The organism is Sphingomonas gilva (assembly GCF_003515075.1).
In the GTDB taxonomy this organism is placed as follows: Bacteria; Pseudomonadota; Alphaproteobacteria; order Sphingomonadales; family Sphingomonadaceae; genus Sphingomonas; species Sphingomonas gilva.
This window is the reverse complement of record NZ_QWLV01000003.1, coordinates 18,522-44,675: the sequence shown is the minus strand read 5'-3', so window position 1 is coordinate 44,675 and position 26,154 is coordinate 18,522. Positions and strand designations below refer to the sequence as shown.

23 protein-coding genes and 1 pseudogene are annotated in these 26,154 nt (G+C 67.3%); 11 read left to right on the top strand and 13 right to left on the bottom strand.

What is annotated here, in order from left to right; all coding sequences use genetic code 11:
- Window positions 1-40: 40 nt before the first annotated feature.
- From D1610_RS08830 to D1610_RS08800, 7 genes are read right to left on the bottom strand one after another with little or no spacing between them, the layout of a single operon-like run.
- On the bottom strand, window positions 41-1,054 hold the full coding sequence (locus D1610_RS08830; RefSeq protein WP_118863816.1) for a UDP-glucuronic acid decarboxylase family protein: 1,014 nt from the start codon (window positions 1,052-1,054) through the stop codon (window positions 41-43).
- Window positions 1,051-2,130 carry a CgeB family protein gene (locus tag D1610_RS08825; RefSeq protein ID WP_118863815.1) on the bottom strand — a complete coding sequence of 360 codons (1,080 nt, stop codon included), beginning with the start codon at window positions 2,128-2,130 and terminating at the stop codon, window positions 1,051-1,053. Before D1610_RS08825 ends, D1610_RS08830 begins: the two co-directional genes overlap by 4 nt.
- Entirely contained in the window at window positions 2,127-3,215 is a 1,089-nt protein-coding gene (locus D1610_RS08820) for a CgeB family protein (RefSeq protein ID WP_118863814.1), read from the bottom strand. Before D1610_RS08820 ends, D1610_RS08825 begins: the two co-directional genes overlap by 4 nt.
- Entirely contained in the window at window positions 3,212-4,324 is a 1,113-nt protein-coding gene (locus D1610_RS08815; protein ID WP_118863813.1) for a CgeB family protein, read from the bottom strand. Before D1610_RS08815 ends, D1610_RS08820 begins: the two co-directional genes overlap by 4 nt.
- Window positions 4,321-5,430 (bottom strand): glycosyltransferase family 4 protein, encoded by a 1,110-nt coding sequence (locus D1610_RS08810; protein ID WP_118863812.1) that lies wholly within the window; start codon window positions 5,428-5,430, stop codon window positions 4,321-4,323. Before D1610_RS08810 ends, D1610_RS08815 begins: the two co-directional genes overlap by 4 nt.
- Window positions 5,427-6,491: an NAD-dependent epimerase/dehydratase family protein gene (locus D1610_RS08805; RefSeq protein WP_118863811.1), complete on the bottom strand. Its 1,065-nt coding sequence runs from the start codon at window positions 6,489-6,491 to the stop codon at window positions 5,427-5,429. The genes D1610_RS08810 and D1610_RS08805 overlap by 4 nt, the downstream gene beginning before the upstream one ends.
- Complete coding sequence (locus D1610_RS08800; RefSeq protein WP_118863810.1) at window positions 6,488-7,603, bottom strand: NAD-dependent epimerase/dehydratase family protein; 1,116 nt, start codon at window positions 7,601-7,603, stop codon at window positions 6,488-6,490. The genes D1610_RS08805 and D1610_RS08800 overlap by 4 nt, the downstream gene beginning before the upstream one ends.
- Window positions 7,604-7,847: 244 nt before the next feature.
- On the opposite strand from D1610_RS08800, the gene D1610_RS17370 reads away from it, so the two are divergent.
- Window positions 7,848-8,444: a histidine phosphatase family protein gene (locus tag D1610_RS17370; protein ID WP_245942065.1), complete on the top strand. Its 597-nt coding sequence runs from the start codon at window positions 7,848-7,850 to the stop codon at window positions 8,442-8,444.
- Window positions 8,344-9,366: pseudogene (locus D1610_RS08790) on the top strand (glycosyl hydrolase); the annotation flags it as partial. The gene D1610_RS17370 and the pseudogene D1610_RS08790, both read left to right, overlap by 101 nt.
- Here D1610_RS08790 and D1610_RS08785 read toward each other — a convergent pair.
- Both D1610_RS08785 and D1610_RS08780 read right to left on the bottom strand, forming a co-directional pair.
- Window positions 9,367-9,903 (bottom strand): DUF1003 domain-containing protein, encoded by a 537-nt coding sequence (locus tag D1610_RS08785; protein WP_118863809.1) that lies wholly within the window; start codon window positions 9,901-9,903, stop codon window positions 9,367-9,369.
- 10 nt (window positions 9,904-9,913) lie between these two features.
- Window positions 9,914-10,174 carry an SWIB/MDM2 domain-containing protein gene (locus tag D1610_RS08780; RefSeq protein ID WP_118864041.1) on the bottom strand — a complete coding sequence of 87 codons (261 nt, stop codon included), beginning with the start codon at window positions 10,172-10,174 and terminating at the stop codon, window positions 9,914-9,916.
- 97 nt (window positions 10,175-10,271) lie between these two features.
- On the opposite strand from D1610_RS08780, the gene D1610_RS08775 reads away from it, so the two are divergent.
- The 3 genes from D1610_RS08775 (at window position 10,272) to D1610_RS08765 (ending at window position 12,497) form a co-directional block, all read left to right on the top strand.
- On the top strand, window positions 10,272-11,249 hold the full coding sequence (locus D1610_RS08775) for an MDR/zinc-dependent alcohol dehydrogenase-like family protein (protein ID WP_222926980.1): 978 nt from the start codon (window positions 10,272-10,274) through the stop codon (window positions 11,247-11,249).
- A complete protein-coding gene (locus D1610_RS08770) occupies window positions 11,246-12,238 on the top strand; it encodes a Gfo/Idh/MocA family protein (protein ID WP_118863808.1) in 993 nt (330 codons plus the stop codon). Before D1610_RS08775 ends, D1610_RS08770 begins: the two co-directional genes overlap by 4 nt.
- A gap of 64 nt (window positions 12,239-12,302) precedes the next feature.
- Complete coding sequence (locus tag D1610_RS08765; RefSeq protein WP_118863807.1) at window positions 12,303-12,497, top strand: hypothetical protein; 195 nt, start codon at window positions 12,303-12,305, stop codon at window positions 12,495-12,497.
- On the opposite strand, the gene D1610_RS08760 is transcribed toward D1610_RS08765, so the two are convergent.
- On the bottom strand, window positions 12,482-13,318 hold the full coding sequence (locus D1610_RS08760) for a Crp/Fnr family transcriptional regulator (protein WP_245942063.1): 837 nt from the start codon (window positions 13,316-13,318) through the stop codon (window positions 12,482-12,484). The genes D1610_RS08765 and D1610_RS08760 overlap by 16 nt on opposite strands.
- Window positions 13,319-13,388: 70 nt before the next feature.
- Between D1610_RS08760 and D1610_RS08755 the strand changes: the two genes are divergently transcribed.
- The 3 genes from D1610_RS08755 to D1610_RS08745 all read left to right on the top strand — a co-directional run bounded on the left by D1610_RS08755 (window position 13,389) and on the right by D1610_RS08745 (window position 15,871).
- The gene (locus D1610_RS08755; RefSeq protein ID WP_222926979.1) at window positions 13,389-14,153 is read left to right on the top strand and encodes a Crp/Fnr family transcriptional regulator; all 765 of its coding nucleotides are present in this window, start codon (window positions 13,389-13,391) and stop codon (window positions 14,151-14,153) included.
- Complete coding sequence (locus D1610_RS08750) at window positions 14,150-14,785, top strand: HWE histidine kinase domain-containing protein (RefSeq protein ID WP_182466765.1); 636 nt, start codon at window positions 14,150-14,152, stop codon at window positions 14,783-14,785. Before D1610_RS08755 ends, D1610_RS08750 begins: the two co-directional genes overlap by 4 nt.
- 126 nt (window positions 14,786-14,911) lie before the next feature.
- Window positions 14,912-15,871, top strand: a complete 960-nt coding sequence (locus tag D1610_RS08745; RefSeq protein WP_118863804.1) for a manganese catalase family protein — start codon at window positions 14,912-14,914, stop codon at window positions 15,869-15,871.
- 186 nt (window positions 15,872-16,057) lie between these two features.
- Here the strand turns inward: D1610_RS08745 and D1610_RS08740 are convergent, their stop codons facing one another.
- Complete coding sequence (locus D1610_RS08740; protein ID WP_118863803.1) at window positions 16,058-16,435, bottom strand: response regulator; 378 nt, start codon at window positions 16,433-16,435, stop codon at window positions 16,058-16,060.
- Window positions 16,428-17,846: a sensor histidine kinase gene (locus D1610_RS08735; protein WP_118863802.1), complete on the bottom strand. Its 1,419-nt coding sequence runs from the start codon at window positions 17,844-17,846 to the stop codon at window positions 16,428-16,430. Before D1610_RS08735 ends, D1610_RS08740 begins: the two co-directional genes overlap by 8 nt.
- Window positions 17,847-17,969: 123 nt before the next feature.
- On the opposite strand from D1610_RS08735, the gene D1610_RS08730 reads away from it, so the two are divergent.
- Window positions 17,970-18,977, top strand: a complete 1,008-nt coding sequence (locus D1610_RS08730) for a chemotaxis protein CheB (protein ID WP_118863801.1) — start codon at window positions 17,970-17,972, stop codon at window positions 18,975-18,977.
- 1,364 nt (window positions 18,978-20,341) lie between these two features.
- Here D1610_RS08730 and D1610_RS08725 read toward each other — a convergent pair.
- Window positions 20,342-22,576 carry a CheR family methyltransferase gene (locus tag D1610_RS08725; protein WP_118863800.1) on the bottom strand — a complete coding sequence of 745 codons (2,235 nt, stop codon included), beginning with the start codon at window positions 22,574-22,576 and terminating at the stop codon, window positions 20,342-20,344.
- 163 nt (window positions 22,577-22,739) lie between these two features.
- Here D1610_RS08725 and D1610_RS08720 point away from each other — a divergent pair, with 163 nt between their 5' ends.
- Complete coding sequence (locus tag D1610_RS08720) at window positions 22,740-24,953, top strand: hypothetical protein (protein ID WP_118863799.1); 2,214 nt, start codon at window positions 22,740-22,742, stop codon at window positions 24,951-24,953.
- A 39-nt stretch (window positions 24,954-24,992) separates the two neighbouring features.
- On the top strand, window positions 24,993-25,748 hold the full coding sequence (locus tag D1610_RS08715) for an SDR family oxidoreductase (RefSeq protein WP_118863798.1): 756 nt from the start codon (window positions 24,993-24,995) through the stop codon (window positions 25,746-25,748).
- Window positions 25,749-26,154: the final 406 nt, after the last annotated feature.

The following is a 26,154-nucleotide window of genomic DNA, read 5'->3' as shown; positions in this document are numbered from 1 at the left end:
GACAAACCGGACGGATTTTTTTAGATCAGGCGCACCGCCGTCACGCGGCGATCACGCGCTCCTTGATCCGGAGCTTTTCCGTGTCGAGCTGACCGGCGAACCAGGCCGCGGTCTTGGCGATGCCCGCCGCAAGCGGCGTCTGCGGTTCCCAGCGCAGCAACAGGCGGGCGCGGCCGATGTCCGGCTTGCGCCGCCGAGGATCGTCGATCGGAAGGGCGAGATATTGCACCGCCGCGCGCGTCGGAATGATGTCGCGGACGACCTCCAGCAATACCGATATGGTGAACTCCTCCGGATTGCCGAGATTGACCGGCTCGCGCCCGTCGATATCGCTCTCCATCAATCGCATCAGGCCTTCGACCATGTCCGTGACGTAGCAGAAGCTGCGCGTCTGCGATCCGTCGCCGTAGAGCGTGATCGGCGAGCCCGTGAGCGCCTGGCAGATCAGGTTCGACACCACCCGCCCGTCGTCTGGGTTCATGTGCGGGCCGTAGGTGTTGAAGATGCGCGCGACGCGGATCTCGGCCCGGTTCATCCTCGCAAAGTCGAACGCCATCGCTTCCGCCGCGCGCTTGCCTTCGTCATAGCAGGCACGCGGGCCGGTGCAGTTCACCCAGCCGCGATAATCCTCGCGCTGCGGGTGCATCTCGGGATCGCCATAGACCTCGCTGGTGGATGTGAGCAGGAAGCGCGCGCCCGACATCTCGGCCAGGCGCAGCAGGTGGTCGGTGCCGATCACGTTGGTCAGCATCGTATGCTCGGGGTCGGCCTGATAGTGCGGCGGCGAGGCTGCGCAGGCGAGATTGTAGATGCGCCGAATGCGGCCGGCGCGCGCGATGATGCCCGGCGGAAGCGGCTGGATGACGTCGCCCTCGACGAACTCGAAGCGCGGGTTGCGCTCCAGCTCGCCGAGATTGTCCGGATTCGCCGTCTGCAGATTGTCCAGGCAGATGACGTGATCGCCTCGATCGAGCAGCGCCTGGCAGAGATGCGAGCCGATGAAGCCCGCACCGCCGGCCACCAGCGTCAGCTTCGGATTGTCCGCGCGCATCATGCGATCTCCTTCTGGATGAGCGTTGAGGTGTGGGCTCCCGCCTGCTCGAGCGCATTTTCCAGCTCGGCCGCCCGGTGCCCGGCGGTGTGCGCGCCGAGGACGCGGGCGCGCGCCGCTTCGCCGATCCGGGCGGCGTCGCCAGCGAGCGCGGCGACGACCGCGTCGCCGCCGTCGGCGAGGATGATCTCTCTTCCGGGTGCGAACAGGTCCTCGATCCCCGGCCAGCGGTCGGAGATGATCGGCGTGCCGCAGGCCGCCGCCTCGAACAGGCGCACCGAGGGCGACCAGCCCGCCGCGATCATGTCGGCGCGGGTCACGTTGAGCGTGAAGCGCGAGGCCGAATAGAAGGCGGGATGGCCCGCCGGCGGCAGGTGGTCGATCCGCTCGACATTGTCCGGCCAGGCGATGTCGGCCGGATATTGTGGGCCGGCGACGGCGAAGCGCCGTTCCGGCAGCCGCCGCGCGACGTCGATCAGCAGCCGGTCGAGCGTCGGCTGCCGATCGGCGCTATAGGTTCCGAGATAGGAAAGGTCCCAGCGCCTGGGCGCCGGCAGCGGCCGATAGATATCGGGATCGACCGAGCAGTAGAGCGCGCGGGCGCGCGGAGCGCCGAACGCCCGCTCCAGCCGCTCCAGCGTCGGGCCGCCGGTGAACGACAGGTAGAGATCGTATCCGCGGACGAGCGGCCGATCGAGATAGGCGCAGTCGTCCGCCGCCAGCCTGGCGAGCGTGACGGGCGTGTCGATGTCGTAGAAGGCGGCGACGCCGCGCGCATGGCGCTGCACCCAGCGGCCGACGGCAATCCCGTCCGGGACATAGGAGCCGACGATCACCGCCTCGGCGCTGCCGATCTCGTCCGCCCAACCCTCCAGCTCGGCCGGGTCGTCGTAGAAGGCGAGGCGGCAATAATCGGGATCGGCGAGGTCGCGGTGGTCGGCATACCAGCGGGCTGTCCGCTCGAGGAACAGGACGTCGTGCCCGCGCCGGGCGAACGCCTTCAGCAGCGCGCGCCAGGTCGTGGCGTGGCCGTTCCCCCAGGAGGAGGACAGGCTGAGGCCGAGGACGACGAGCTTCATGCCGCTTCCCGCGCGCGCGCAGCATGGCGGGCGAGGAGCGCATCGACCTCTTTCCCGCGACGCCGATAGGTGTGCTCGGCGAGCACGCGGGCCAGCGCGGCGCGGCCGATGGCCTCGGCTCGCAGGGGCGTCAGCGCGGCGAGCTGCTCGGCCACATCCTGCCCGTCGCGCGCGACCAGCACCTCCTCTCCGGGTGTGAGGAACAGCTCGATCCCCTCCCATGCGTCGGTGATCAGGCATGCCGCGGCGCCGGCCGCCTCGAACACGCGTGTCGCGGGGGAGAAACCGACCGCCGCCATGCTGTCGCGCGCGATGTTGAGCACGGCGAGCGGCGAGGCGTTGAAGGCGTTGTGGTCGGCGGTATAGACATGGCCCAGGTGGCGGACATTCGCCGGCATCGCCTTGCCCTCCCACCCGTTGCCGCCGATCAGGAAGCGCCGCCCGGCAAGCGCCGCCGCCGGCTCCAGGAAGAACTGCTCCACGCGCGCCTCGCGGTCGGGCAAACGGTTGCCGAGAAAGGCGAGATCGGCGGCGAAGCGCGGATCGGGCGCCACCGGGAAATGGGTGGAGGGGTCGAGCGCGTTGTAGATCGGCACGCAGGAGGCCGCGCCGAAGCGGCGATAGGCGTCGATGACCGGCGGACCGCCGCCATAGGTCAGCACCATGTCGAGATCAGGCAGCGCGCGGCGTACCGGGTGCGCTGCGTCGGCGCGCATCTCGTCGAGCGTCGCGGCGGCATCGACATCCCAGAAGATCTTCAGTGCGTGCGGCGCGGCATGCTCGATCGCGCCCTCCAGCAGTTCGCGGTCGAACACGCCGACGCCGTTGGCCTTGATCACGACATCGGCGTTCGCCGCCTCCGCCACCACCGCGCGCATGGCGTCCTCGCGCGCCGGGTAGACGACGACGCGCGCCCAGTCCGGGGGATCGATGTCGCGGTGCTGCTGACGGTCGAACGCATCGGGCTCGTAGAAGGTGATGGCGTGCCCGCGAGCGGCGAGATCGCGCAGGATGCCGCGATAATAGGTCGCCGCCCCGTTCCAGTAGGACGATAGCAGGCTCGATCCGTAGAAGGCGATCTTCACGCGAATGTCCTCACTTCAAGGGTCGGGCGCAGCTTCTCGACGATGGTCATGAGCTCATCGACGCGGTGGGCGCAGCTGTGGCGGGCGCGGATCGTCTCGATCCCGTTGGCGGCAAGCTGCGCGCGCAGCGCATGGTCGTGGCGCAGCAGCTTGAGGTGGCGGGTCATCTCGGCGCCGTCGCGGGCGAGGAGATAGTCGGCGCCGGCGCGGAACAGCCCCTCGCTGTCCTCCCACGGCGCGGAGGCGAGCGGAATGCCGCAGGCCAGCGCCTCGAACATGCGGATGGTGGGAATGCCGGGCAGCATTTCGGCATAGAAGCGGCGCGGCACGTGCACGGTCGCGAGGTGTTGCGAAAACAGCGCCGGCGCCACCGCGTTGGGCGCCCAGCCATGATAGCGCGCGCCGTAGCGGCCGAGCATCTCCAGCGCCTCGGGCGGATAGCGCACGCCATAGATGTCGAGGCGAAGATTGGCGGCGCGGGCCGGCGCGAGCAGGAAGGTTTCCAGCTCGGTCTCGCGCTCGCCGTCGCCCCAGTTGCCGATCCAGATCAGGTCATGGGGAGGATCGTCGGTGACGCGCGGCCGGAAACGCCGGGTGTCCGCGGCCTCGTGCCACACCCAGGCGCGATCCCCCCAGCCCCATCCGCGATAAACCTCCGCCAGCGCCGCGCCGAACGCCAGCACGCCGTCATAGCCCTCCAGATCATAGGCGCGCATCTGCTCGGGCGCACTGACCGCGCGGTGGTGGGTATCGTGGAACAGCAGCGTGAAGCCCGCGCCTTTTCGGCGCATGCGGCCGAGCTCGGCGACCAGATCGGCGGCGTTCCATTCGTGGACGATGACCAGATCGGCGTCGCCCACCATCGCCTCCAGCGGATCGTCGGCGGCGAAGCTGTGCAGACGCAGTTCGGGATAGGCGGTGCGGAAGGCCGCCAGCCCCGCCTCGCCATGATCGGCGATCAGGTTGGACAGGCTCCAGCCATTTTCCGGCTCGCAAGCCAGCACGTCATGGCCGCGCAAGGTCAGCTCGCTCAGGATGCCGCGGACGAAATGCGCATTGCCGTGATTCCAGCAGGAGGCGAGCGAATGGGTGAAATAGACGATCTTCATGCCGCCATCCTGGCCGAAGGCGCGCCCGGCACGCCGAGTTCGGCGAAGATGCGCGCCATGCCGGCGGCCATGGCGCGGCTGGTGTAGCTGGCTGCGCGCTCCCGGGCGGCGCGCCCCAGGCGCGCGCTGCCGGCCGGGTTCCCGATCAGCTTTCCGATCGCGTGCGCGAAGCCGGCCTCGTCCTCGGCCGGAACGAAGCGCGCCGCGCCGTCCCACAGCTCGCGGAAGGTCGGAATGTCGGACAGGACCAGCGGACAACCGGCGGCCGCCGCTTCCAGCACCGCCAGCCCGAATGGCTCGAACAGCGCCGCCGAGACGAAGACCGGCCGCGCGGCCAGTTCGGCGCGCATCGCGCTCTCTCCGAGCTGACCGCGAAGTTGGAGGTGCGCGGCCTCGAACCGCTCGCCGTGCGGCGCGATCGTATCGCCGGCGGCGCGAAACGGCGCCGACAGACGCCCCGCCACCCGATCGAGCAGCCGCATGTTCTTGGCTTCGTCCCACAAGCGCCCCGCCGTGAAGGCGCCCTTTGCGGGCGCCGGCGCCAGCGCGGTTCGGGCCGGTCGCCGGCCGTTGTGCACCACGTCCGGCGACTGGCCGAGACGGTAGCGCGCCCTTACCGCCTCGGCATGCGCGGCGCTCGGCGCAACCACCCGATCGACCGCTTTCAACCCGCGGCGCGTCAGCCGCGCATGCCAGGCGAAGCCGGTGCCGAGCCGGGTTTGACGGGTGGCTTGCCACCAGGTTGCGACGCAGCCGTGCGCCACCGCGACGGTCGGCTGGCCGAACCCGCCGAACGCGGCGAGCGTCGGCATGTTGAGCTGGACCAGATCGGCGCCCGCATCGCGCGCCAGCCGTGCGATCGCAGTCGCGCCCTCGCGGACCGGATCTGGTCCGTCGACCAGCCAATCAAGCGGAAGGCCGGTAGGGACGATGCTGACGTCGCCCGCCGATTCGAGCTGCGCGGGCGATGGCGGCGGGCCGAGAACGGCGATCATCGGATCATAGCCCAGCAGAGCCAGCTCGCCTGCCAGATCGACGGAATATTGCCAGACGCCGCCCACGGCGTCCGCGGTGATGAGGATAGGCGGCGCGCGGCCTCCGCTCATTGCGCCGCCACCTGAGCCGAGACCTCGGCATGTTCGTCGGTCAGCCAGGCGGCCAGATCCGCGACGCCTTCGCGCCAGGCGCGCGGTTCGGCCAGGCCTAATGCGGCCCGCGCCGCCCGGCTGTCGGCGACGAACCAGTGCTGATCGCCCTTGCGCCAGGGGGCTTGCCGCAGCTCGACCTCGCTGCCGATCAGGCGGCCGATATGGGCGATAAGCGTGCGCAGGCTCACCGCGTTCCGGGGGCCGCCGCCCAGGTTGAGCGCCTGGCCGGCGATCCGGTCGATATGCGCCCAGGCGGCGAGATAGGCGTCGACCGCGTCGGACACGTCGAGGATATCGCGCACCTGATGGCCGTCGCCGTAGAGCGTGATCGGCTCGCCCCTGAGCGCGCGGATCAGGAAATGCGCGACCCAGCCCTGGTCCTCGTTCCCCATCTGCCGCTGGCCGTAGATGCAGCTCATCCGCATCACCGCGGTGCGCAGGCCGTAGCTCCGCGCATAATCCAGCACATATTGGTCGGCCGCGCCCTTCGAGCAGCCATAAGGGCTGTGGAAATCGAGCGGGCGTTGCTCCGCGACGCCATTCTCAGCGATCCGCCGATCGAGCGGGCGATAGCCGCCGGGCGTCAGCGCAAGCTCCAGATCGGCGAGATCGCCATAGACCTTGTTGGTCGATGCGAAGATCAGCGGCGTCTCCGGCGCGTGCCGCCGCACGGCCTCGAGCAGGCGCAGCGTGCCGGCGGCGTTCGTCTCGAAATCGTCAATCGGGTCGGAAAGGCTGGTCGTCACCGCCACCTGCGCGGCGAAATGGAACACCGCCTTTGCCTGGCCGACCGCCGCCGACAACGGCGCCTCTTCGCGAATGTCAACGATCCTGAGATCGATCTGCCCGCGATGGCGCGCGCGCAGCCAATCGACATTGCGCTCCACGCCCGGCCGGGCGAGCGCATCGTAGAGGAGGACGCGGTGGCCGGCGCTGGCGAGCCGATCGGCAAGGTTCGCGCCGATGAATCCGGCGCCGCCGGTGATCAGGACCGGACGAAGATCGCGATCCGCCTTCATGCGACCAGCCCCCGCCGTTCGAGCTCGGCTCGCGCTTCGCCGATGCGATCGTCGGCGGTCTGTTCGGCGACCCATTGCGCCAGTTCGGCCAGCCCTTGCGTGAAGTCCGTCGCGGCGGTGAAGCCGAGCTCATCCCGCGCCAACGTCGTGTCGCAGAAGCAATGGCGGATGTCCCCGGTGCGGGCCTTGCCGACCACCTCCGGCGCGATCTCGCCGCAGCCCATCGCACCCGCCAGCGCGGCCGCGACTTCCTTCACCGAACGGTCCCGGCCCGATCCGATGTTGAACGTGCCCCCGCCCGCCCGCGGCAGGTCGAGCGCGTCGGCGAAGGCGCGCGCGACGTCGCTGACATGGACGAAATCGCGCCGCTGCTCGCCGTCTTCGAAGATCATCGGCGGCTGGCGGTTGAGCAGGCGCGAGGCGAAGATCGCGAGGACCCCGGTATAGGGATTGGAGAGCGCCTGGCCGGGGCCATAGACGTTGAACAGCCGCAGGCAGACGCTTTCCATGGCGTAGGGCGCGCCCATGATGTGGGTGATCCGTTCCTGCACGAACTTGCCCAGCGCATAGATCGAGGCGAGGCTGGGGCGCTTCCACTCGGGCGTCGGCACGGGCTCCAGCGGAGCGCCGTCCGCATCGACCGGGTCCCAGCGCTGCTGGCCGTCGCGCAGCGCGCCGCGGGCGGCGTCCTCGATCAGGTTGCCGGCGACGTCGCGGTACAGCCCCTCGCCATAGATGCTCATCGAGGATGCGGTGACGACGCGGCGGACCGGCCGGTCGATCAGCCGTTCGAACAACACCGCCGTGCCGACATCGTTGACCGAGGTGTAGCGCTCGACCTCGTACATCGACTGGCCGACGCCCACCTCGGCGGCGAGGTGGATGACGGCGTCCGCACTTTTGAGCACCTGGGCGACGACGTCGCCGTTGCGCACGTCGCCGCGGATCAGTTCGACGTCGGCGGAGAGCCCCGCGGGCCTGTCGCAATCGCCGTGCACCTGCGGGATCAGGCTGTCGAGGACGCGCACATTCTTCCCCCGCCGCAACAGCTCGGCGCACACCGCGCGCCCAATGAATCCCGCCCCGCCGGTTACGACTACCCGCTCCGCCATATCGTCACGTCCTTGTATATTTAAGATAATCCAAAGTAACTCATGTTATAAATCATGGAGTAAAGTAACCTGCGTTAGTATAAATCCCCCGGAAAATCTTTAAGCAACGGTTTCTGCCAATGCTTCTTCTTCATCTTCGTTCCCCCATTCAGGCATTTTTCGCAGTTTTTATTGGAACAATGTCGTGTGAGGATCTTTGTTGATCCTGTTCCGACACTTGTCTCCAGCGAGGGAATGCACCGCCGTGACGGCAACGATCCTGCTGATCCGCCATGCCCCGCACGCCCATCTCGGGACGGTCTTGTCCGGCCGGGCGCCGGGCCTGGCGCTGTCCGAAGACGGCCGCGCGCAAGCGGTGCGGCTCGGCCGGAGCCTTGCGGGCGAGGCGCTCCATCTCGTGCAGACCAGCCCGGTCCAGCGCGCGCGCGAGACCGCCGCGATCATCGCGGCGGCCGCCGGAACGCGGTGCGCGCAGGCGGACGCGCTCGACGAGATCGACTTCGGCGCATGGAGCGGCCGCGCCTTCGCCGACCTCGCGCAGGACGCGGCGTGGCGGGAATGGAACGAAAGGCGCTCGACCGCCGCCGCGCCCGGCGGCGAGGCGATGGCGGCGGCGCAGGCGCGGGCGGTCGCCCATATCGAGGACGTGTCGCGCGCGCACCCCGAGCGCACCGTGGCGATGGTCACCCATTGCGACATCATCCGCGCGGTCGTCGCCCACATATTGGGGCTGTCGCTCGACGCGATCCACCGCTTCGACGTCGCCGCCGCCTCGATCAGCCGGATCGTCGCCGGATCATGGGGCGCGCGGGTGCAATCGCTCAACGAAAGGGTCGCATGACATGATCGAAGCCGCGATGATCTGGAACGAGCCCAACAACAAATCGCATTGGGATCCCGAGCTCGACCCCGAATGGGCGATCTACGCCGATACGGTGGTGCGCGCGGGCGAGGCGATCGCGTCGGTCAACCCCGCGGTCACCCGCGTCCTGGGCGGCATGTCGCCGATCGATCCCGGCTGGGTCGATCGCATGCGCGGGCACGGCGCGCTCGATGCGGTCGACGTGATCGCGGTGCACGGCTTCCCGCTCGACTGGAACCTGTGGTCGATCCACGACTGGCCGGAGAAGATCGCCGAGATCGAGGCGGTCGCGCCGGAGTTTCCGATATGGGTCACCGAGGTCGGGGTGGGATCGTTCGGCGCGGAGGAGGTCCAGGTGTTCGGGCTGAACCGCACCGCCGAGCTGCTGATCGGCCGGGCGCCGCGCATCTACTGGTATTCGCTGTTCGATCTGCCGCGCGAATGGGGCGCGACCACGCGCCACCGCGAGGCGGAGGGGTCGAGCTATTACCGCCATTTCTACATGGGCCTGATCCGCGAGGACGGCACGCCCAAGCCCGCGCTCGACCATTATGCCCGCGTCGCCGAGCGGATGGGGCTGATGCAGTGGTTCCATTTCGAGGATCCGCGGCTCGACGAGGCGGTCCGGTGGATGAAACGGCTGGGCGTGCGCCAGCTGCGCACCGGGCTTTCCTGGGCGGACAGCTTCCGCCCCGGCGCGCTCGACTGGTTCGACCGCCAGATGGAGGCGCTCGCGGATTTCGACGTGACGGTGACCTTCTGCTTCACGCCCGAGCATCTCGGCGTCGCTCCGCACCACACCAGCTGCGCGCGCGAGCCGCAGGCCTTCGCCGATTTCTGCGCCGGGATGATCGACCGCTATCAGCCCGCCGGCGCCCCGGCGATCGCGGCGCGCGCATGATCAGGTCTTCGCCGCGCCCTCTTCCGCGGCGTCGATCGCGTCGAGCACGGTATGCGGGCGGACGATCTGGCGGATCTCGTCATAGCTTTCGCCGCCGCGATGCACCTCCAGCCGCTCGGCGATGCGGGCGAGAAGGTCGCCGACCTTGGTCAGCTCATGCTCGGCGAGCAGGTTGATGTGGAGATCGAGATCGGCGCGGCGGTCGGCGGCGCGCATCATCCGGTTCTGGCTGATGAGGACGAAGGTGGAGAGGAAGATCGCCTCGACCGATGCGACCATCGCGAGCGTCACGAAGCTCGGATCGAACGGCGGCACGCCGGGCAGCCAGCCGAGATTGGCGACGATCCAGCCGCCGAAGACGACAAGGTGGATCGCGACGAAGGTCATCGATCCGGTGAAGCGGGTGATCGCGCCCGCGATGCGCTCGCTGAACGAGGCCTGGTCGGTCTCCGCCCGGCGGCGCGCCGCGAGCGTGGCGATGTTCTCGCGCAGCGTCTCGGACATCGCCCCGGGCGGGGGCTCGGCTTCGCCGGTCATGGCGCGGCTCTCAGGACAGGTGCTTGCTCACCGCCTTGGTCATGGCGAACATGTTGATCTTCTTCGATCCGAGCACCTTGGCCAGCGCCTCGTCGGGCACGATCTCGCGGCCGTCCTTCGGGTCCTGCAGATCGTTGCGCTTGATATAGTCCCACACCCGGCTGGTCACCTCGGTGCGCGGGCGCGGATCGTCGCCGATGATCGCGGCAAGCTCCTTGGATGGGGTCACGGTGCGGTGCGCGCCGTCGGTCTTGCTGTCTTTCCTGGCCATCGGTTCCTCCGTCCTCAGTCGGGTGTGGGTGCGTTCCTGGAGAATGGCGGCGCGCGCCGATGGTTGCCGCCGAACGGCGGCCAATGTGGTGATCTGGATGGATGATCTAGGTGAAAATGCGATGCGCGCGGCGGTTATCGCCGCGCCGGGGCGGGCCGCGATGGCGTCGGCGCCGCTGCCCCGGCCCGGCCCCGGCGAGGTCCGCGTGCGCCTCGCCGGATGCGGCGTGTGCGCCTCCAACCTCACGCCGTGGGAGGGGCCGGAATGGATGCGCTTCCCCACCGATCCGGGCGGGCTCGGTCACGAAGGCTGGGGCCGCGTCGACGCGCTCGGCGCGGGCGTCACGGGGTTCGCGCAAGGCGACCGCGTGGCGATGCTCAGCGATCATGCCTTCGCCGAATATGACGTCGCGCCTCAGGATGCGCTGGCCCGCATTCCTCCCTCCCTGCCCGACGGGCCGGTCCCGGCGGAGGCGATCGGGTGCGCGTTCAACATCTTCCGGCGCAGCGGCGTCGGGGCCGGGCAGACGGTGGCGATCGTTGGCATCGGCTTTCTCGGCGCGATCCTCACCCGGCTGGCGACCGACGCCGGCGCGCAGGTGATCGCCGTCTCGCGCCGTCCCTTCTCGCTCCGGCTGGCGCGCGATCACGGCGCTGCCGAATGCGTCGCGATGGACGATCATTGGGCGATCGTCGAAGCGGTGAAGGCCGCGACCGAAGACCGGCTTTGCGACGTGGTGATCGAGGCGACCGGCAAGCAATGGCCGCTCGATCTCGCCGGGGAACTGGTGCGCGAAGGGGGGCGGCTGGTGATCGCCGGCTATCACCAGGATGGGCCGCGCCAGGTCAACATGCAGATGTGGAACTGGAAGGGCATCGACGTGATCAACGCGCACGAACGCGATCTCGCCGTGCGGCTGGCGGGCATGCGCGAGGCGGTGGAGGCGCTGGCGGCGGGGCGGATCGATCTGGACGCGCTCGTCACCCACCGCTTTCCGCTCGATCGGCTGGGCGATGCGCTCGACATGACGCGCGACCGGCCGGACGGCTTCGTCAAGGCGGTGGTGCTGACATGAGCCGCCCGCGCGTCGGCTTTCTCGGCACGGGGTGGATCGGCCGCAACCGCATGGCGGCGATTCTCGCCACCGGCCTGGTCGAGCCCGCGTTCATCTGCGATCCCGATCCCGCCTGCGTCGCCGAAGCGCGGGCCCTCGCGCCGCAGGCGCTGGTCGTCGAGGATTTCGATGCGATGCTCGGCGGGCGGCCCGACGGCGTCGTCATCGCCACGCCGAGCGCGCAGCATGCCGCGCAATCCTCGCGCGCTCTCGCCGCCGGCGTCGCGGTGTTCTGTCAGAAGCCGCTTGGGCGAAGCGCCGCCGAGGTGCGCGAGGTCGTCGAAATGGCGCGGCGGGCGGACCGGTTGCTCGCGGTCGATCTGTCCTATCGCGCGACCCGCGCGGTTGAGGCGATCCGCGCGCTGGTCCAGTCGGGCGAACTGGGCGGGATCTACGCGGCCGATCTGACCTTCCACAACGCCTATGGGCCGGACAAGCCGTGGTTCTACGATCGCGCGCAATCGGGCGGGGGATGCGTCATCGATCTCGGCGTGCATCTGGTGGACCTGGCCTTGCACGTCCTCGATTTTCCGGATGTCGTCGGCGTTTCGTCGCACCTGTTCGCGCAAGGGCGGCCGCTCGTCGGGGACGGGGTGGAGGATTACGCCACGGCGGAACTGACGCTGGCGACCGGCGCGGTGGTCCGGCTCGCCTGTTCGTGGCGCCTGCACGCGGGGCGCGACGCGGTGATCGAGGCGGTGTTCCGCGGCGCCGACGGCGCGGCGGCGCTCGGCAATGTCGACGGCTCCTTCTACGATTTCGCCGTGGATCGCCTCGACGGCACGGCCGCGCGGCGGATCGTCGCGCCGCCCGACGATTGGGGCGGGCGGGCGGCGGCGCGCTGGGCGCAAGCCCTCAGCCGCGCCAACCGGTTCGATCCGGAGGCGGAGCGATACGGCGCCGTCGCCGGGATTCTCGATCGCATCTACCAGAGCCGTGCGGCCTACTAACGTGCGTTATAGCCTGATGTCCCGAAACGGCAGAGATCGAAAACGCCTGGAAGGAGGAAAAGCCATGGCCGACAAGGACATCCGCTATTTCGAACGTCGCGCCGAAGCGGAGCTGGAACTGGCGCAGCGCGCGCGGCACCCGGATGCGGTGAAGGCGCACTACCATCTCGCCGGCTTCTACCTCGACAGGGTGTATGGCGGCGACTCGACCGAGCCGGCTTCCGCCGACCTCGGCGGACTGGTTCAGCCGTCCGCATAGGCGCGGGCGATGCGCGCGCCGCGCGCCGCGGCCGCGCGCGTTTCGCCGAGATGAAGATAGGCGGGGCTGAAATCCCCCGCCTGCCGGAGGGCCTGCCAATCCATGACCCGCACGCATCTGTGATCACGCGCGATCAGCCCGCGCAGCTCGAGCTGGCGCAGCACGCGGTTGACGTGAACCGCCGTCAGCCCGACCGCGTCCGCCAGCTGCGCCTGGGTCAGCGGCAGCTGGAAATTGTCATGCCCGGCAAGGCCGAGATGCTGGAGGCGCACGGCGAGCTCGCAAAGCAGATGGATGACGCGCACCGCCGCATCCCTGCGGCCGAGGTTGAGCAACCATTCGCGCATCATCGCGGCCTCGACCAGCGTTTCGGACCAGAGCGCGCGCGCGATCTCCGGCTGATCGGCCACCAGCCTGCGCATGGCGTCGATCGGCACATCCAGCACCTCGCAATCGCTGATCGCCTGGATATTGTGATCCGATCGGTCGAGGAACAGGTTCTGCGCGTCGACGAAGTCGCCCTTCAGGTAGATGCCGACGATCTGTCGTGCGCCGTCGCCCGTCAGCTTGTGGCGGCACGCCACGCCGGAGAGCAGCATCGAACAGCTTGCGGGGCGGCGGCCTTCCCGGATCAGATAGGCGTGCGGCCTGAGCGTCCGGAGCTCGGCCGGCAGCCAGGCGAGCGCCGCGTGCGCTTCGGGAGAGAGCGCGCCGTGCTGGGCGATGCGCTGGCGCATGCGCCGCCGGCCCCAGGCGAGGTCATTCATCGTCACCTCCGGCGAACGAACAACCATGCAGCGGACATGGGCGCGATCACCCATGTTAGCACGCGACGAATCAATGGGCGTCCTGTAGGCTTATCCGGTTTGGCGGCCCTTGCGGGGAATGCCGATGGATAAGGACGCCCTGATCAGACGGATCCGGTGCTTCACGTCGCTGTCGACGGAGGAGGAGCAGGTCCTGCGCCAGCTCGCCGGAGAAAGGCAGCGCAATATCGGCCCGCGCGAGGACATCATCCGCGAGGGCGATCCGCCCCATCTCGTCTATCTGGTGCTGAACGGCTGGGCGTGCCGCTACAAGACGCTCGAAGACGGTCGCAGGCAGATACTGGCCTTTCTTCTGCCCGGCGATTTGTGCGATATAAACAACAACGTGCTCCAGGAGATGGACCATTCGATCGGCGCGATCACGCCCGTCACCGTGGCGCAGATCGGGCATGAGCGGATCGCCGACGCCGTCGCCGCCTTTCCGCGTCTCTCGCGGGCCTTGTGGTGGCATACGCTCACTTCGATCGCCATTCAGCGCGAATGGACGGTGAATATCGGCCAGCGTTCGGCGTTCGAACGGATCGGCCACCTCCTCTGCGAACTCTTCGCGCGGCTGGAGGCGGTGGGGCTCACCAGGGGCACCCAATGCGATTTTCCGCTCATCCAGACAGAAATCGCCGGCGCGACCGGCCTCACCCCGGTGCATGTGAACCGGACGCTGCAGGAACTGCGCGGCGAAGGGCTGATCGTGCTCGGCAACCGGGTCCTCGACATTCCCGATATGCCGCGGCTGCAGGCCGCATCCTTGTTCGTGGCGGACTATTTGCATCTGAATTGCGAGATCAGGGGTGGCGATGACGATGCGGCATCCTTCCGGAGTGTGGCTTGAGCCTGGGCGCTGAGGACGCCGGTCGCTGGCGCGGCCGCGTTGCCGAACTCGAGCGGCTACTCGAACAGGAGCGGCATGAAGCGGGCTACAGGGTTCGCAACATCCTTTCGGTGATCCGTTCGATCGCGCGCCGGCGGGATGCGGATTGCATCGATGTCGACGACTACCACACGCTCCTCGACGGACGTCTCGCCTCCTTCTGCCGCGCCCAGGTCGCCCTGCTTCGCAATCCGAAAAAGGGCGTGGAGCTGGGCGCCATGGTGGGCGACGAGCTGCTCGCCGCCGGCATGCGCCTCGACCACGCCCACCTTCCGGCTGCGCCGCTGTTTCTCAGCGACCGGGCGGTCGGCATCGTCGCGCTGGTCCTGCACGAGCTTGTCGGCCTGATGGACGATGCGGACGATCTGACGGTCGGCTGGAACCGGAGCGAGGCCGTCCGGATAGATTGGCGCGCGCGCTTCGGACGCGACGCGGAGACGATCGATTCCGGCTTCCTCAGAGAGATAGTCGAGCAGGCGATCAGGTACGAGCTGTCGGGCGAAGGCGTGCTGCAGATCGAGGACGGATGGCTGACGTGCCGGATCGTCCTGCCCGTCGGCTGCGACGCGACCGGGGCGCCACCCCTTCAATAATATGCCGCTCAAACCTGGATTGGTCCGCGACAAGCCAAGTTATTTAACCAGGTAAACCCAAGAAAACTGACCCGGCTGCAACCATGTCGATCGTCTCTTTGTTGAGTGTCGACTAGGAGGCGGCCCATGTTCATGCACAACAAGACTTTGCAATATACCGTTCGCGTGTCGGAACCGAATCCGGTGCTGGCGTCCCTGCTCCTCGAGCAGTTCGGCGGCCCGGATGGAGAGCTGGCGGCGGCCATGCGCTATTTCACCCAGGGTCTCGCCGAAGAGGATCCGGGCCGCAAGGACATGCTGCTCGACATCGCCACCGAGGAATTGAGCCATCTCGAGGTGATCGGGTCGATCGTCGCCATGCTCAACCGCGGCGCCAAGGCCGAACTCGCCGAAGCGAGCATGACCGAGGCCGAGCTCTACATGTCGCTGACGGCCGGCGGCAACAGCCATACCCAGTCGATCCTCTATGGCGGCGGCCCCGCGCTGACCAACTCGTCGGGCGTGCCGTGGACCGCGGCCTATGTCGATTCGCGCGGCGACCCCGTGGTCGATCTCCGTTCGAACATCGCCGCCGAAAGCCGGGCGAAGATCGTCTATGAGCGCTTGATCAACATCACCGACGATCCGGGCATCAAGGACGCGCTCGGCTTCCTGATGACCCGCGAGGTCGCGCACCAGAAGAGCTTCGAGAAGGCGCTCTATTCGATCGCCGACAACTTCCCGCCGGGGAAGCTGCCCGGCGTGAAGCCCTATGCCGACATGTATGTGAACGCCTCGCAAGGCGAAGGGGACGCGCAGGGCCCCTGGAACACCGGCGAGCAATGGGACCGCGTCGACGATCTCGAGCAGGTGCTCCCCGCCGACGGCGGCGCCGGCATGCCCAGCGTCGGCCTGACCGACGCGCAGGACGCGACCCTGGCGCAGTTCAAGCAGCGCCTCGCCTCGAAGCCGGACGCCAACCCGGTGACCGGCGCGGACTTGGGCGCGGGTCCCGGCGCCGGCAAGACCACCGACGAGGATATGGGCGGCGCCGCCGACATCCAGGAGGCGAGCGCCATGGCCAAGGCGATGGCGCCGGCGGAATAGATCATATCGCGGCGGACATCGCGATCCGGGAGGGCCTTCTCGGAAGCCTCGCGGGGAGCCGCAACCGGGGTTGGGGCGCTGGGCATCATGGGAGCCCGGCGCCCCACGACCGCCATCGGCATCGGCACGCCGAACATCTCGGACGGTCTCGCCGCGGGTTTCGCGCCGCTGCGCTCGGCTGACGCGCTAGCGGTTCTCGCGCAGGTGCGGCGCCAGCATGGCGGCGACCTGGTGCGCCTTTACCGGCTTTTCCAGATGCGGCGCGTCGCTGAAGCGCGCGGGCATCGCGGCGCGCTCATAGCCCGTCACGAAGGCGAAGGGCACGCCGCGCGCGGAGAGCGCGTCGGCGACCTGGAACACCATGTCGCCGCGCAGGTTGACGTCCAGCAGCGCCGCGTCGATGTCGGGCTCGGCGTCGATCAGGTCGGTCGCCTCGTCGACCGTCGGCACGGGGCCCAGGATCTGCGCTCCGGCGTCGCTCAGCGTGGCCCGCATATCCTCGGCGATCATATATTCGTCCTCGACGACGAGGACGCGGCGGCCCTGCAAGTCGTGGTCAGCCATCTGCCTTCTCCCGATCGGCATCGTCCTCCGGCACCAACACCTCGATGGTGCAGTGGATGCCGTCTTCGGTGAACGCGAAACTGGAACGCGCGCCGAGTTGGTAGGGCAAAGCGCGCTCGATGAGTTCCCGGCCATAGCCGCTATGGCCCGGGGATGTCTTGCCTTCGATCATGTTGGCAATGCCGCTTTCGCGCCAATCGACGTGCAGATAGTCCTTTCCGTCCCGTTGCCGCACCGTCCAGCGCACCGCCAGACGCCCCTGTGGCGACGACAGCGCGCCGTGCTTGACCGCATTGGTCGCCAGTTCGTGCAGCGCGAGCGCGAATGTCTGGACGGTCGAAGACCTGAGCGGAATGCCCGCCGGCCCGTCGATCGAGACGCGCGGGGCCTTGCCGGAGGCGTCGAGATCGACATGCGCCGCCAGCTCCTGCCGCAGCAGCGCGTCGAAGGTCACCCGGCCCGCGCCTCGGCGAGAGAGCAGGCCCTGGACTCGCGCCAGCGCCTGCATCCGGTCGTCGATGCACCTGCGGAAATCCTCCAGCGACGCGCTGTCCTTGATCGTGCGCAGCATTATCGCGCGAATGACCGCCACCAGATTGCGCGTGCGGTGCTGCAGCTCGTCGACCAGCACCGCCTGCTGCTGCTGGAGTTGAATGGTGTCGTCGACATCGGTCGAGGTGCCGAGCCATTCGAGCACGTTGCCGTCGGGCGCCAGCACCGCCGCCGCCCGCGTGCGGAAATGGCGATAGCGCTTCTCGCTGGCGTGGCAGATGCGGCCCTCGAAGTCGAAGGCCCGCTTCGCCGCCGCCTGGGCCCAGGCGCTCCTGGCGCCCTCGCGATCGTCGGGATGGAAGACGGAAAGCCATCCCGTGCCGTGGCTGTCCGCTTCCGATTGGCCGGTATAGTCGCGCCATTGCGGGCTCGACCAGGTCCATTGGCCCTTCTCGACCGCGCGCCAGACGAGCTGCGGCATGCCTTCGACCAGGGTGCGGAAGCGCAGCTCCACTCGGCTGTGCGCCGCATTCGCCTCGACCAGCTCGCGCGTCCGGTCGGCGACTCGCGTCTCGAGATTCGCATTCGCCTGGTGCAGGCTGTTGTTGGACGCCTCCAGCTCCTCGGTCAGCATCTGGAGCTCTTCGAACGCGACGCGCAGCTCCTCTTCGGCCTGGCTCTGCTTGGTTTCGGCGAGCACTTCCTCGGCGGCGGGCTGGGGTGGAGATGGCGGTGGCGAGGTGACGGCGTGCAGCTCGTGCGCGAGCGTCGTCACCCGGCGCAGCAGCCGGTCGCGGTCCTCCGCAAGACGGGCATTCTCGTCGAGCGAGGATTCGAGCGCGGTGCGCAATTGCTCGTTCTCGTCGAGCAGCTTGCCCGTCTCTTCGGCGGAGGATGGTGCCGGCGCGTGTTCAGCCATGACGTTTCCTGTTGGGAGAAGGACAACGCGCCTTCCCCGTAAAAGGAGCCGGCTTGCGAACTTCTTTTACGTTGCCTGCACCCGAGCAGGCGCAGAGATCGTTACGCTGGCGAGGAGATTGGGATGCCGGCCAGGAATATAGTGGTTGTCGGCGCCTCTGCCGGCGGCGTGGAGGCTCTCCAGCGGCTGTGCGCATCGCTGCCGGCCGATTTTCCCGCCTCGCTGTTCGTCGTCCAGCATCTGTCGCCCTCGGCGCGGAGCATGCTGCCGCAGTTGCTCGACAGGGCGGGGCGGCTGCCGGCGGCGTCGCCCAAGGACGGCGAGACGATCGAGATGGGCAGGATCTACATCGCCGCGCCGGACCGTCACATGCTGCTCAGGCCCGGCCGGATCCTGATGCGCCGCGGCCCGAACGAGAACCGGACGCGGCCCGCGGTCAACGCGCTGTTCCGGTCCGCGGCGATCGCCTATGGCGCGCGCGTGATCGGGATCGTGCTGACCGGCCTGCTCGATGACGGGACGGACGGCCTGATCGCGATCAAGGCCGCCGGCGGCATCTCGGTGGTGCAGGATCCCGATGATGCCGAATGGCCGTCGATGCCGGCCAACGCGCTCAAGCGCGATCATGTCGATCACGCCGTGCCGCTCGCCGATATCGGCGGCCTCTTGGGTCGCCTGATCCGGCAGGAAGCCCCCGCGAGCATCCCGTTGCCGGAGGATTATCTGGTAGAGGACCGTATCGCCGCACAGGAATTCGCCGTCATGGACACCGATATCGCCACCCCGGGCGAACCCAGCCACATCTCCTGTCCGGATTGCGGCGGCGTGCTCAATGAGATCACGGCCGAGCAGGAAATCCGCTTCCGCTGCCAGATCGGCCACGCCTTCACGCCATTGGGGCTCGCGGCCGCGCAAAGCGACGAACTGGAACGGGCGCTCTCCATCGCCGTGCGGACGCACCGCGACCGCGTCCGGCTGTTCGATCAGATGCGCGACAGCGCCCGCCAAAGGCAACTCCCCCACGCCGAAGCGCGCTGGACCGAGGCGTCGGACGAATCCGCCCGGATGATCGAGGTGCTGGAAGACGCGATGGCAAGCCTGCGCAGACCGATGACCGGCGCCGAGGCGTAAGGCCAACCGACATATGGCCGCCTATGGCACGCATACCGTCACCCCGGACCCGACAAGCGCAGCACAGGCTTGTTCCGCCGCCCAACGCATACCGTCACCCCGGATTTATTCCGCGGCCTAACGCATACCGTCACCCCGGACTTGTTCCGGGGTCCATCGTGCCGCAAGCGCGGCGTTCATTAAAAAGCCCTCTCCCCTTCAGGGGAGCGTCGGGTCGGCCATGCCCCCGGCATGGCCTGGACAGCGCGGGGCGCTGTCCACCCAACGCTGGTTGGGAGAGGGGAAAACTCGACATTGCAAGCCAATGGGCGAATGTCGGCCCACACCAGGATCTGACAGGCTCCGCGAGGTATCGACGCTCGAAAGGATTGGTTCACGCGAAGGCGCGAAGGCGCGGAGGCGCGAAGAAGAAGGGAGATTGGTTCACGCGGAGGCGCGAAGGCGCGAAGAAGAAGGAAGAAGGTTGGTTCGCGCAGAGACGCGGAGACGCAGAGATGCCAAAACCCGGCGCGAAGCGCACTTCACCTCGCTACGTCGAGGCAAGCGGGACCCTGCGAAAAGATGAGAGCCGCTGACGCGGCAGAACCACATCTCTGCGCCTCCGCGTCTCTGCGCGAACCCCTTCTTCTTTCTTCGCGCCTTCGCGCCTTCGCGTGAACCAATCTTCCTCGTCTTCGCCTCCGCGTGAACCACCCCCCGAATGTCGACCCTAGGGCCGCTTTCACCGAGGCCGAACCGCCCAGACCCGCTCGCACTGAGCTTGTCGAAGTGCCGTCCTCCTTCCGCGCACGCCGAAAGAAAGGACGGTGCTTCGACAAGCTCAGCACGAACGGGGAGAGGGGAATCGCGTCCATGTGAAATCGAGCGCAAGTCCGCCCCTAGGGTCATCCTGTTCAGCCTGGATTCTCTCCTCTTCCGTCGCCCCTGCGCAGGCAGGGGCCTATCCCGACGTGCTGCAAGCGCCCGCGCCCGTGGATGAGTGGGATGGCCCCCTGCCTTCGCAGGAACTTAAACTGACAGGCTCCGGGAGGTATCGACGTTCGAAAAGATTGGTTCACGCGAAGGCGCGAAGGCGCGAAGAAGAAGCAGGAAGGTTGGTCGCGCAGAGACGCGGAGACGCAGAGATGCCAAAACCCTGCGCGAAGCGCATTTCACCTCGCTCCGTTGCGGCAAGCGGAACCCTGCGAAAAGATGAAAGCCGCTGACGCGGCAGAACCACCTCTCTGCGCCTCCGCGTCTCTGCGCGAACCCCTTCTTCTTTCTTCGCGCCTTCGCGCCTTCGCGTGAAACCAACCTTCTTCTTCTCCGCGTCTCCGCGCCTCCGCGTGAACCGATCCCTCCGAAATCGAGCCCGGGGTTTCAGGCTATTTGGTCGCCTTCAGCTGTTTGCGGTCGCTGATTTGATGAACGATCGTGACCAGGATCGGCGGGTGCTCCTCGGCGATATACTGCATGCAGAGCTCGGCGGGATATTCACGCCCGTCGGCGGAGCGCAGCACGGTTTCGAAAACGATCTCCGTCTTCGCGCCCGAGATCAGCGGCGCCAGCAGCCGCTTCATGTCGTCGGCGTCGTTGCCCGGCATCACGTCCGGCAGCATCATCTGCGTCAGCTGATGCTCGCTATATCCCAGCTTCTGCCGCGCGCCCGCATTGACCAGCGTGAAACGCAGCGTCGCCGGATCGAGAAAATAGACCTCGTTCAGCGCCTTGCCGATGATCCGCCCCAGATAGCGGGTATATTCCTCCTTGTGCTGCTCTTCGGTCACGTCCTGAAAGACGAACACCATGCCCTGCGCGTCGCCGCTCTCGGCAAGCAGGTTGGAAATGACGATCCGGCAGGCGATCTTGCGCCCGCGCCGGTCCAGGCCCTCCAGAACCTGCTGGACCTGTTCCTGCCGCCCGTGCTGCACGGCGGCGATGCCGTCCTTCAGCAGGTGCAGCGGCAGGCCGATGTCCAGCGCCTCGAAGCTGGTCCCCAGCACCTGTTCGCTGCGCAGGCCCCAGGTGTTCTCGCTCCAGCGGTTCCAGCCCTGGATCATGTGCTTGCGGTCGATCACGATGACGCCGCCGTTCATGCTGCGGAGCACCGATTCCATATAGAGGCGATAGCTTGCCGCCTGCTCGGCCCGGATGCGCAGCTCCTCGTTGACCGATTCCATCTCCTCGTTGCTCGACCGCGCCTCCTCGTTGAGCGTCTCCAGCTCCTCGTTGGTCGATTGCAGCTCCTCGTTGGTCGTCTCCAGCTCCTCGTTGGTCGATTGCAGTTCCTCGTTGGTCGTCTCCAGCTCCTCGTTGGCGGACTGGAGTTCCTCGATCGAGTTCTCCAGGCTTTCCTGCGCGGTTTCGAGCTCGAGCTGCAATGCGTGCATCCGGGTGTTGTCGGTGAAGCACAGCAGGGCCGCATAAACCTCCCCGTCCGGCCGCTTGAGCGGTTGGACATCGATGGTCAGCCGCAGCACGTCGGCCTGGGTCAGCCGGTATTCCTGATCTTCCAGCCGCATCCCGCGGCGTTCGCGGAACACATGGTCGATCGGCCCGCGCAGCTCCATCGGCCGGTAGGAGATCGGCAGATCCTGGAAGGCGCGGCCGATATCGGCCTCGCCGACCCCCAGCAGTTGCCGCGCGGGGGTGTTCGCCAGCGCCACGGCGCCGTCCTCGTCGACCACCAGCAGCGCGATGCCGACTTCGTTCAGCGCCGCCTCGAGCAGCAGCGCGTTTGGCAGCGACGCGTCGGGCAGCGCCAGGGCCCCGAAGGCCCCGGCTATGGGGCGCCGCCATTCCTGCGGCACCTTGCTGAAGATGCGGTGCTTCATCTCGACGGGGCGGAACAGCGGCGACCGCGCCAGCTGGGTTTCCGCCTTGCCCAGGAACAGATAGCCGTTTTGGTTGAGCGCATAGTGCAGCCGCGGCAGCACGATGCCCTGGGTCTCCGCCTCCAGATAGATCAGCAGGTTGCGGCACACGAGCAGGTCGATGCGGGAGATCGGCGCATCGTACACCACGTTGTGACGGCCGTAGATCACGCATTTGCGCAGGTCGCGCTCGAACACATAATGGTTGTTGGTCCGCTCGAAATATTTCTCCAGCAGCTCGGGCGACACGTTTTCGACGTCGCGCGGCGAATAGGTCGCCAGGCGGGCGACCTTCAGCGCCTCTTCGTCCAGGTCGGTCGCGTAGATTTTCACCCGTCGGCAAAATTCCTGAACGCCGAGCTCCTCGGCGAACAGCATGGCGATCGAATAGGGTTCCTCGCCCGATGCGCAGCCGATGCTCCAGATGCGGATCGGCCGGTCGGGCTCGGCATTGGCGATGACCTGGGGGACGACCTGCTCCTTCAGGACCTCCCACGCGGCCGCGTCGCGGAAGAAGGAGGTGACGTTGATCAGCACGGTGTTGAGCAGGTTCTCGAACTCGCCCGGGTCCGCCTCCAGATGCGCCTGATAGGCGGAGAACTGGTCGACGCCGATCGCCTCCATGCGCAGGGTGATCCGGCGTTTCAGGCTGGTCCGCTTGTAGCCGCGGAAGTCGAGCCCACGGCTTTCCTGGATGTGCTGCAGCAGCGTTTCGAACTCGGGCTCGGGCGGGGCTCTGTCGACCATCTCTCTCTCACAGGCGCGGGGGCGATCCGGATGATGCGTGGACGCGATGCGCCGCGTTGGGAAGCGAAAACGCACGCGCGGTTATTGATCCTGATCAAGCCGATTCATGCCTGCGGCGGCCGCCTACTAGGAACCTCGGCCGGCATGTCCGGTTTCCACCATCATGGCGACACTCGCGCTCGATCCCGACATTCCGGCCGTCAGCCTCTATGTCCTGGCGCTGCGCCAGGCGCTGAAGGCCGGCCGCACCGTCGCCAGGTTCGAGCTGGGCGAGCTCTCGGTCGAGATCCGCGCCGCCGCGGATTCGGTCTGGGCGCTGATCCGCCGCGAAGGCAAGGGCGGCCTGGCGCTCCGCGCCGCGTTCCTCGCCGGCGAATTCCACATTGCCAAACGTAAGTCCCCCAAAAAAACCCTCCACCTCAGCATCGAAAGCGCGCTCGGTGAACATGTCGTCGTCTTCCGCACCGGCGGCGACGCGCTCGATCATCTGCGCATGACCGTCCGCTTCACGCCGGCCGCGCCGATGCTGGTCCCGTTCATGCCCCGCGACCTCTATCCGCTCGACGCCAAGGACGACCCGACCGGCGCCCATGGCCATGTCGAGGCGGCGCAGCGCGGGCTGAACGGCGGCCTGCTCTATTTTCAGTTCGACGAGCCCGCGTTCGGCAATATCCTCTATTTCCAGAACCTCACCGCCATGAACGACTATTATCGCGCCACTAAGACCACGCCCGACGGCGCGGTCGGCGGCGAGTGGCCCGAACTCGGCTATCTCCTGCCGACGCCGCCGCAGAGCGGGACGCCGCCGACCGATTCCCTGGCGGCGGGGGTCGAGGTGACGCTATCCGACGCGATCCTGGTCTTCCGTCCCGACGCGCCGCCGCACGAGCGCGAATCCGCTCGCCAGTTCCTGCAGATGTTGGGCGTCGCCTACAGGCTGATCGAGCTGCCCAAGCCTGAATATCGCGACTGGATCGACCGGGCGGAGCGAACCCTGCGTGATCTCGACCAGGCTCCGGAGGCTACGATCCGCCACTATGGGCACCGCTACATCCATCCCTACACCGCAGCAGAGTATCCGGACATAATGGTGCAGATGTCGGTGGTCGCGGCTATCCACGACTGGGGAAAATGGCGCGGCGAGCCGCATCCGCTGGAGGCTGAGTTCAAGGCCGGGCTCGGCAAGTTCTACGATAACAGGCTGAAGACGCTGCGGCGCTACCTGCCCAATGTCGGCGACGACAAGGACGCCGACGCGGTGGACAGCTGGTATCTCTACCACCCCCTGCTCAACCTCGGAAAGCTGGCGCTGGACGGGGACGAACAGGCGCGCACGCTGTTCCTGAAGTCGATCGGCTACGGCATCCGCGCTGCGCAGCATTTCGATTACAAATGGCCGGTCCAGTACAAGGTCACCGATTTCTCGGTAATCACGAAAAGCGCAGACGACGGCCGCGGCCAGACAGATGTAGCGGGCGTCTACGCCTGGGTCATGCTGCAGGCGTTCGACCTGACTGGCGAGAAGAGCTATCTGGACGAGGCGCGTGCGGCGATCGACGCCGCGGTGGGGTTGCGGTTCAACATCAACTATCAAGCGAACCTGACCGCCTGGGGCGCGGCCGCCTGCATGCGGTTGTGGCGGATCACCGACGAGGACGTCTACCTCGAACAGAGCTACGTCTATCTCGGCAGCTTTTTCCACAATTGCGAGATCTGGGAGAGCAAGCTCGAGCTCGCCGTCAATTATCGCAACTTCCTCGGCGTGACGTGCCTGCAGGATGCGCCCTATATGGCGATTTACGAATGCTTCGATTCCTATGCGGCGTTCGAACGCTATCTGGACAATAGCGGTCCCGATCTCGAACCTGCGGCGAGGATGCTGATCGCGGAATATTGCAAATACGCGCTCGACCGCGCGATCTATTATTATCCCGACATGCTGCCGCCCGAGGCGATCGCAGAGGAGCAGCGCGAGAATAACGGTCACGTCGACCGCAAGCTCTCCTTCCCGCTGGAGGATCTCTATCCGGATGGCCAGCCGGCAGGGCAGGTCGGACAGGAAATCTATGGTGCCGGTGCCGCCTTCGTCTTCGCCACGCGCGCCTTCCATCATGTCGAGAAGGCCCCCTTCCTGCTCTATTGCGATCACTTCGTGCGGTCGAGCGAGCGCATTGGCGGAGGCACGCTGTCGATCATGCTCGACGGAGGCGAAACCTGCACCGCCGGCGTGAGCCTAGTGCGGCTGAAGCGGCGCAAGCTTCCGAAGATAGGGCTCATGACCGCGGGCGGCGAGGTGCTCCGGCCGCAGAGAACTTCCGCCGACAGGATCGACTATCAGGTGCCCGCCAACGGCCGCCTGGTCCTGACTTGGAATTAGGCCCTCAACGGCGCTCCCGCAGCGCCACAGGAGTTTGCGATGCCGACGTCCGAACCCAGCCTTGCCGGCAAGCGCGTGCTGATCACCGGCGGCAGCGGCGGCGTGGGACGCGCCGTCGCCGGGCGCATGATCGGCGAAGGCGCTCGCGTCCTGATCGCCGACCGCGACGAGCTCCGCCTCCGGCAGGTTGTGGAAGAGCTGAGAGCCGAGCGCGGGCCGGGCGAGGTCGAGGCGATCACCGTCGATCTATCGGGCGCGGCCGCTGCGGACCGGATGTTTGATCGCGTCGACGGCTGGCTGGAGGGCCTCGACATACTCGTCGCCTGCGCGGGTGTCGGCGCGGAACCACTCATGGAATTGGCGGAGACGGAATGGCGCGCCGTCATCGAAACCAATCTGGTCAGTTATGTGGCCAGCACCCAGCGCGCGGTCGAGCGCTTCCGCGCCGCGGAGAACAAGGAAGGGATGGTCATCCTGGTCGGATCGATCAGCGTCCATATCAAGGCGGTCGGCGAAAGCGTGTACAATGCCGCGAAAGGCGGCGTCGCATCCTTCGCCGAGACGCTGCGCAAGGAGCTGATGCGCGAAAGCATCCGCGTCACCTTGATCGAGCCCGGCGCGATCGCCACCGGGATGCAGCCCTATTCGGCAGAAGAGCGGGCTCGGTTCATGGCGCGCCAGGAAATGCTTCCGCCCGAGGAGGTCGCGGAAGCGATCCTCTTCGCGGCGACGCGGCCCCGCGGCGTCGACGTCGTGACGCTGAGGATCGAGCCGCTCGTGCAGAAGATCGTCTAGCCGGTTGCTCCGGGCAACCAGCACGCCTGTTGTTGTGGTGGCCAATTGCAGGTTGAATATCTTCTCTGGCCAAAAAGCGGTTGCGTCCAAACGCCCCGAATACGTCCGCGCACCGGATGGTTTTCAACCCGGACGCTAATCTGGGCAACGGCCCGGCAGCTCGGCCGTTGGAGAGCACGGATTTCCAATGAACATCGTGTCGGCGCGTCTGAGCGCTGACCGCGTTGATGGTCAGCGCCAGAAGAACAAATGGTGTCAGAAGAGCTTTCCGGGGCGCCGCTTAAGCGGTTGATTTCGCAATCAAATCATAGACTTGCGAAGTCGCCAAGGGCATCAATAGCATGATCTGGACTCGTGGAAAAGGCTGGACGTGAATGGACCGGGCGGTTCGAGTCCTCCTGAACGT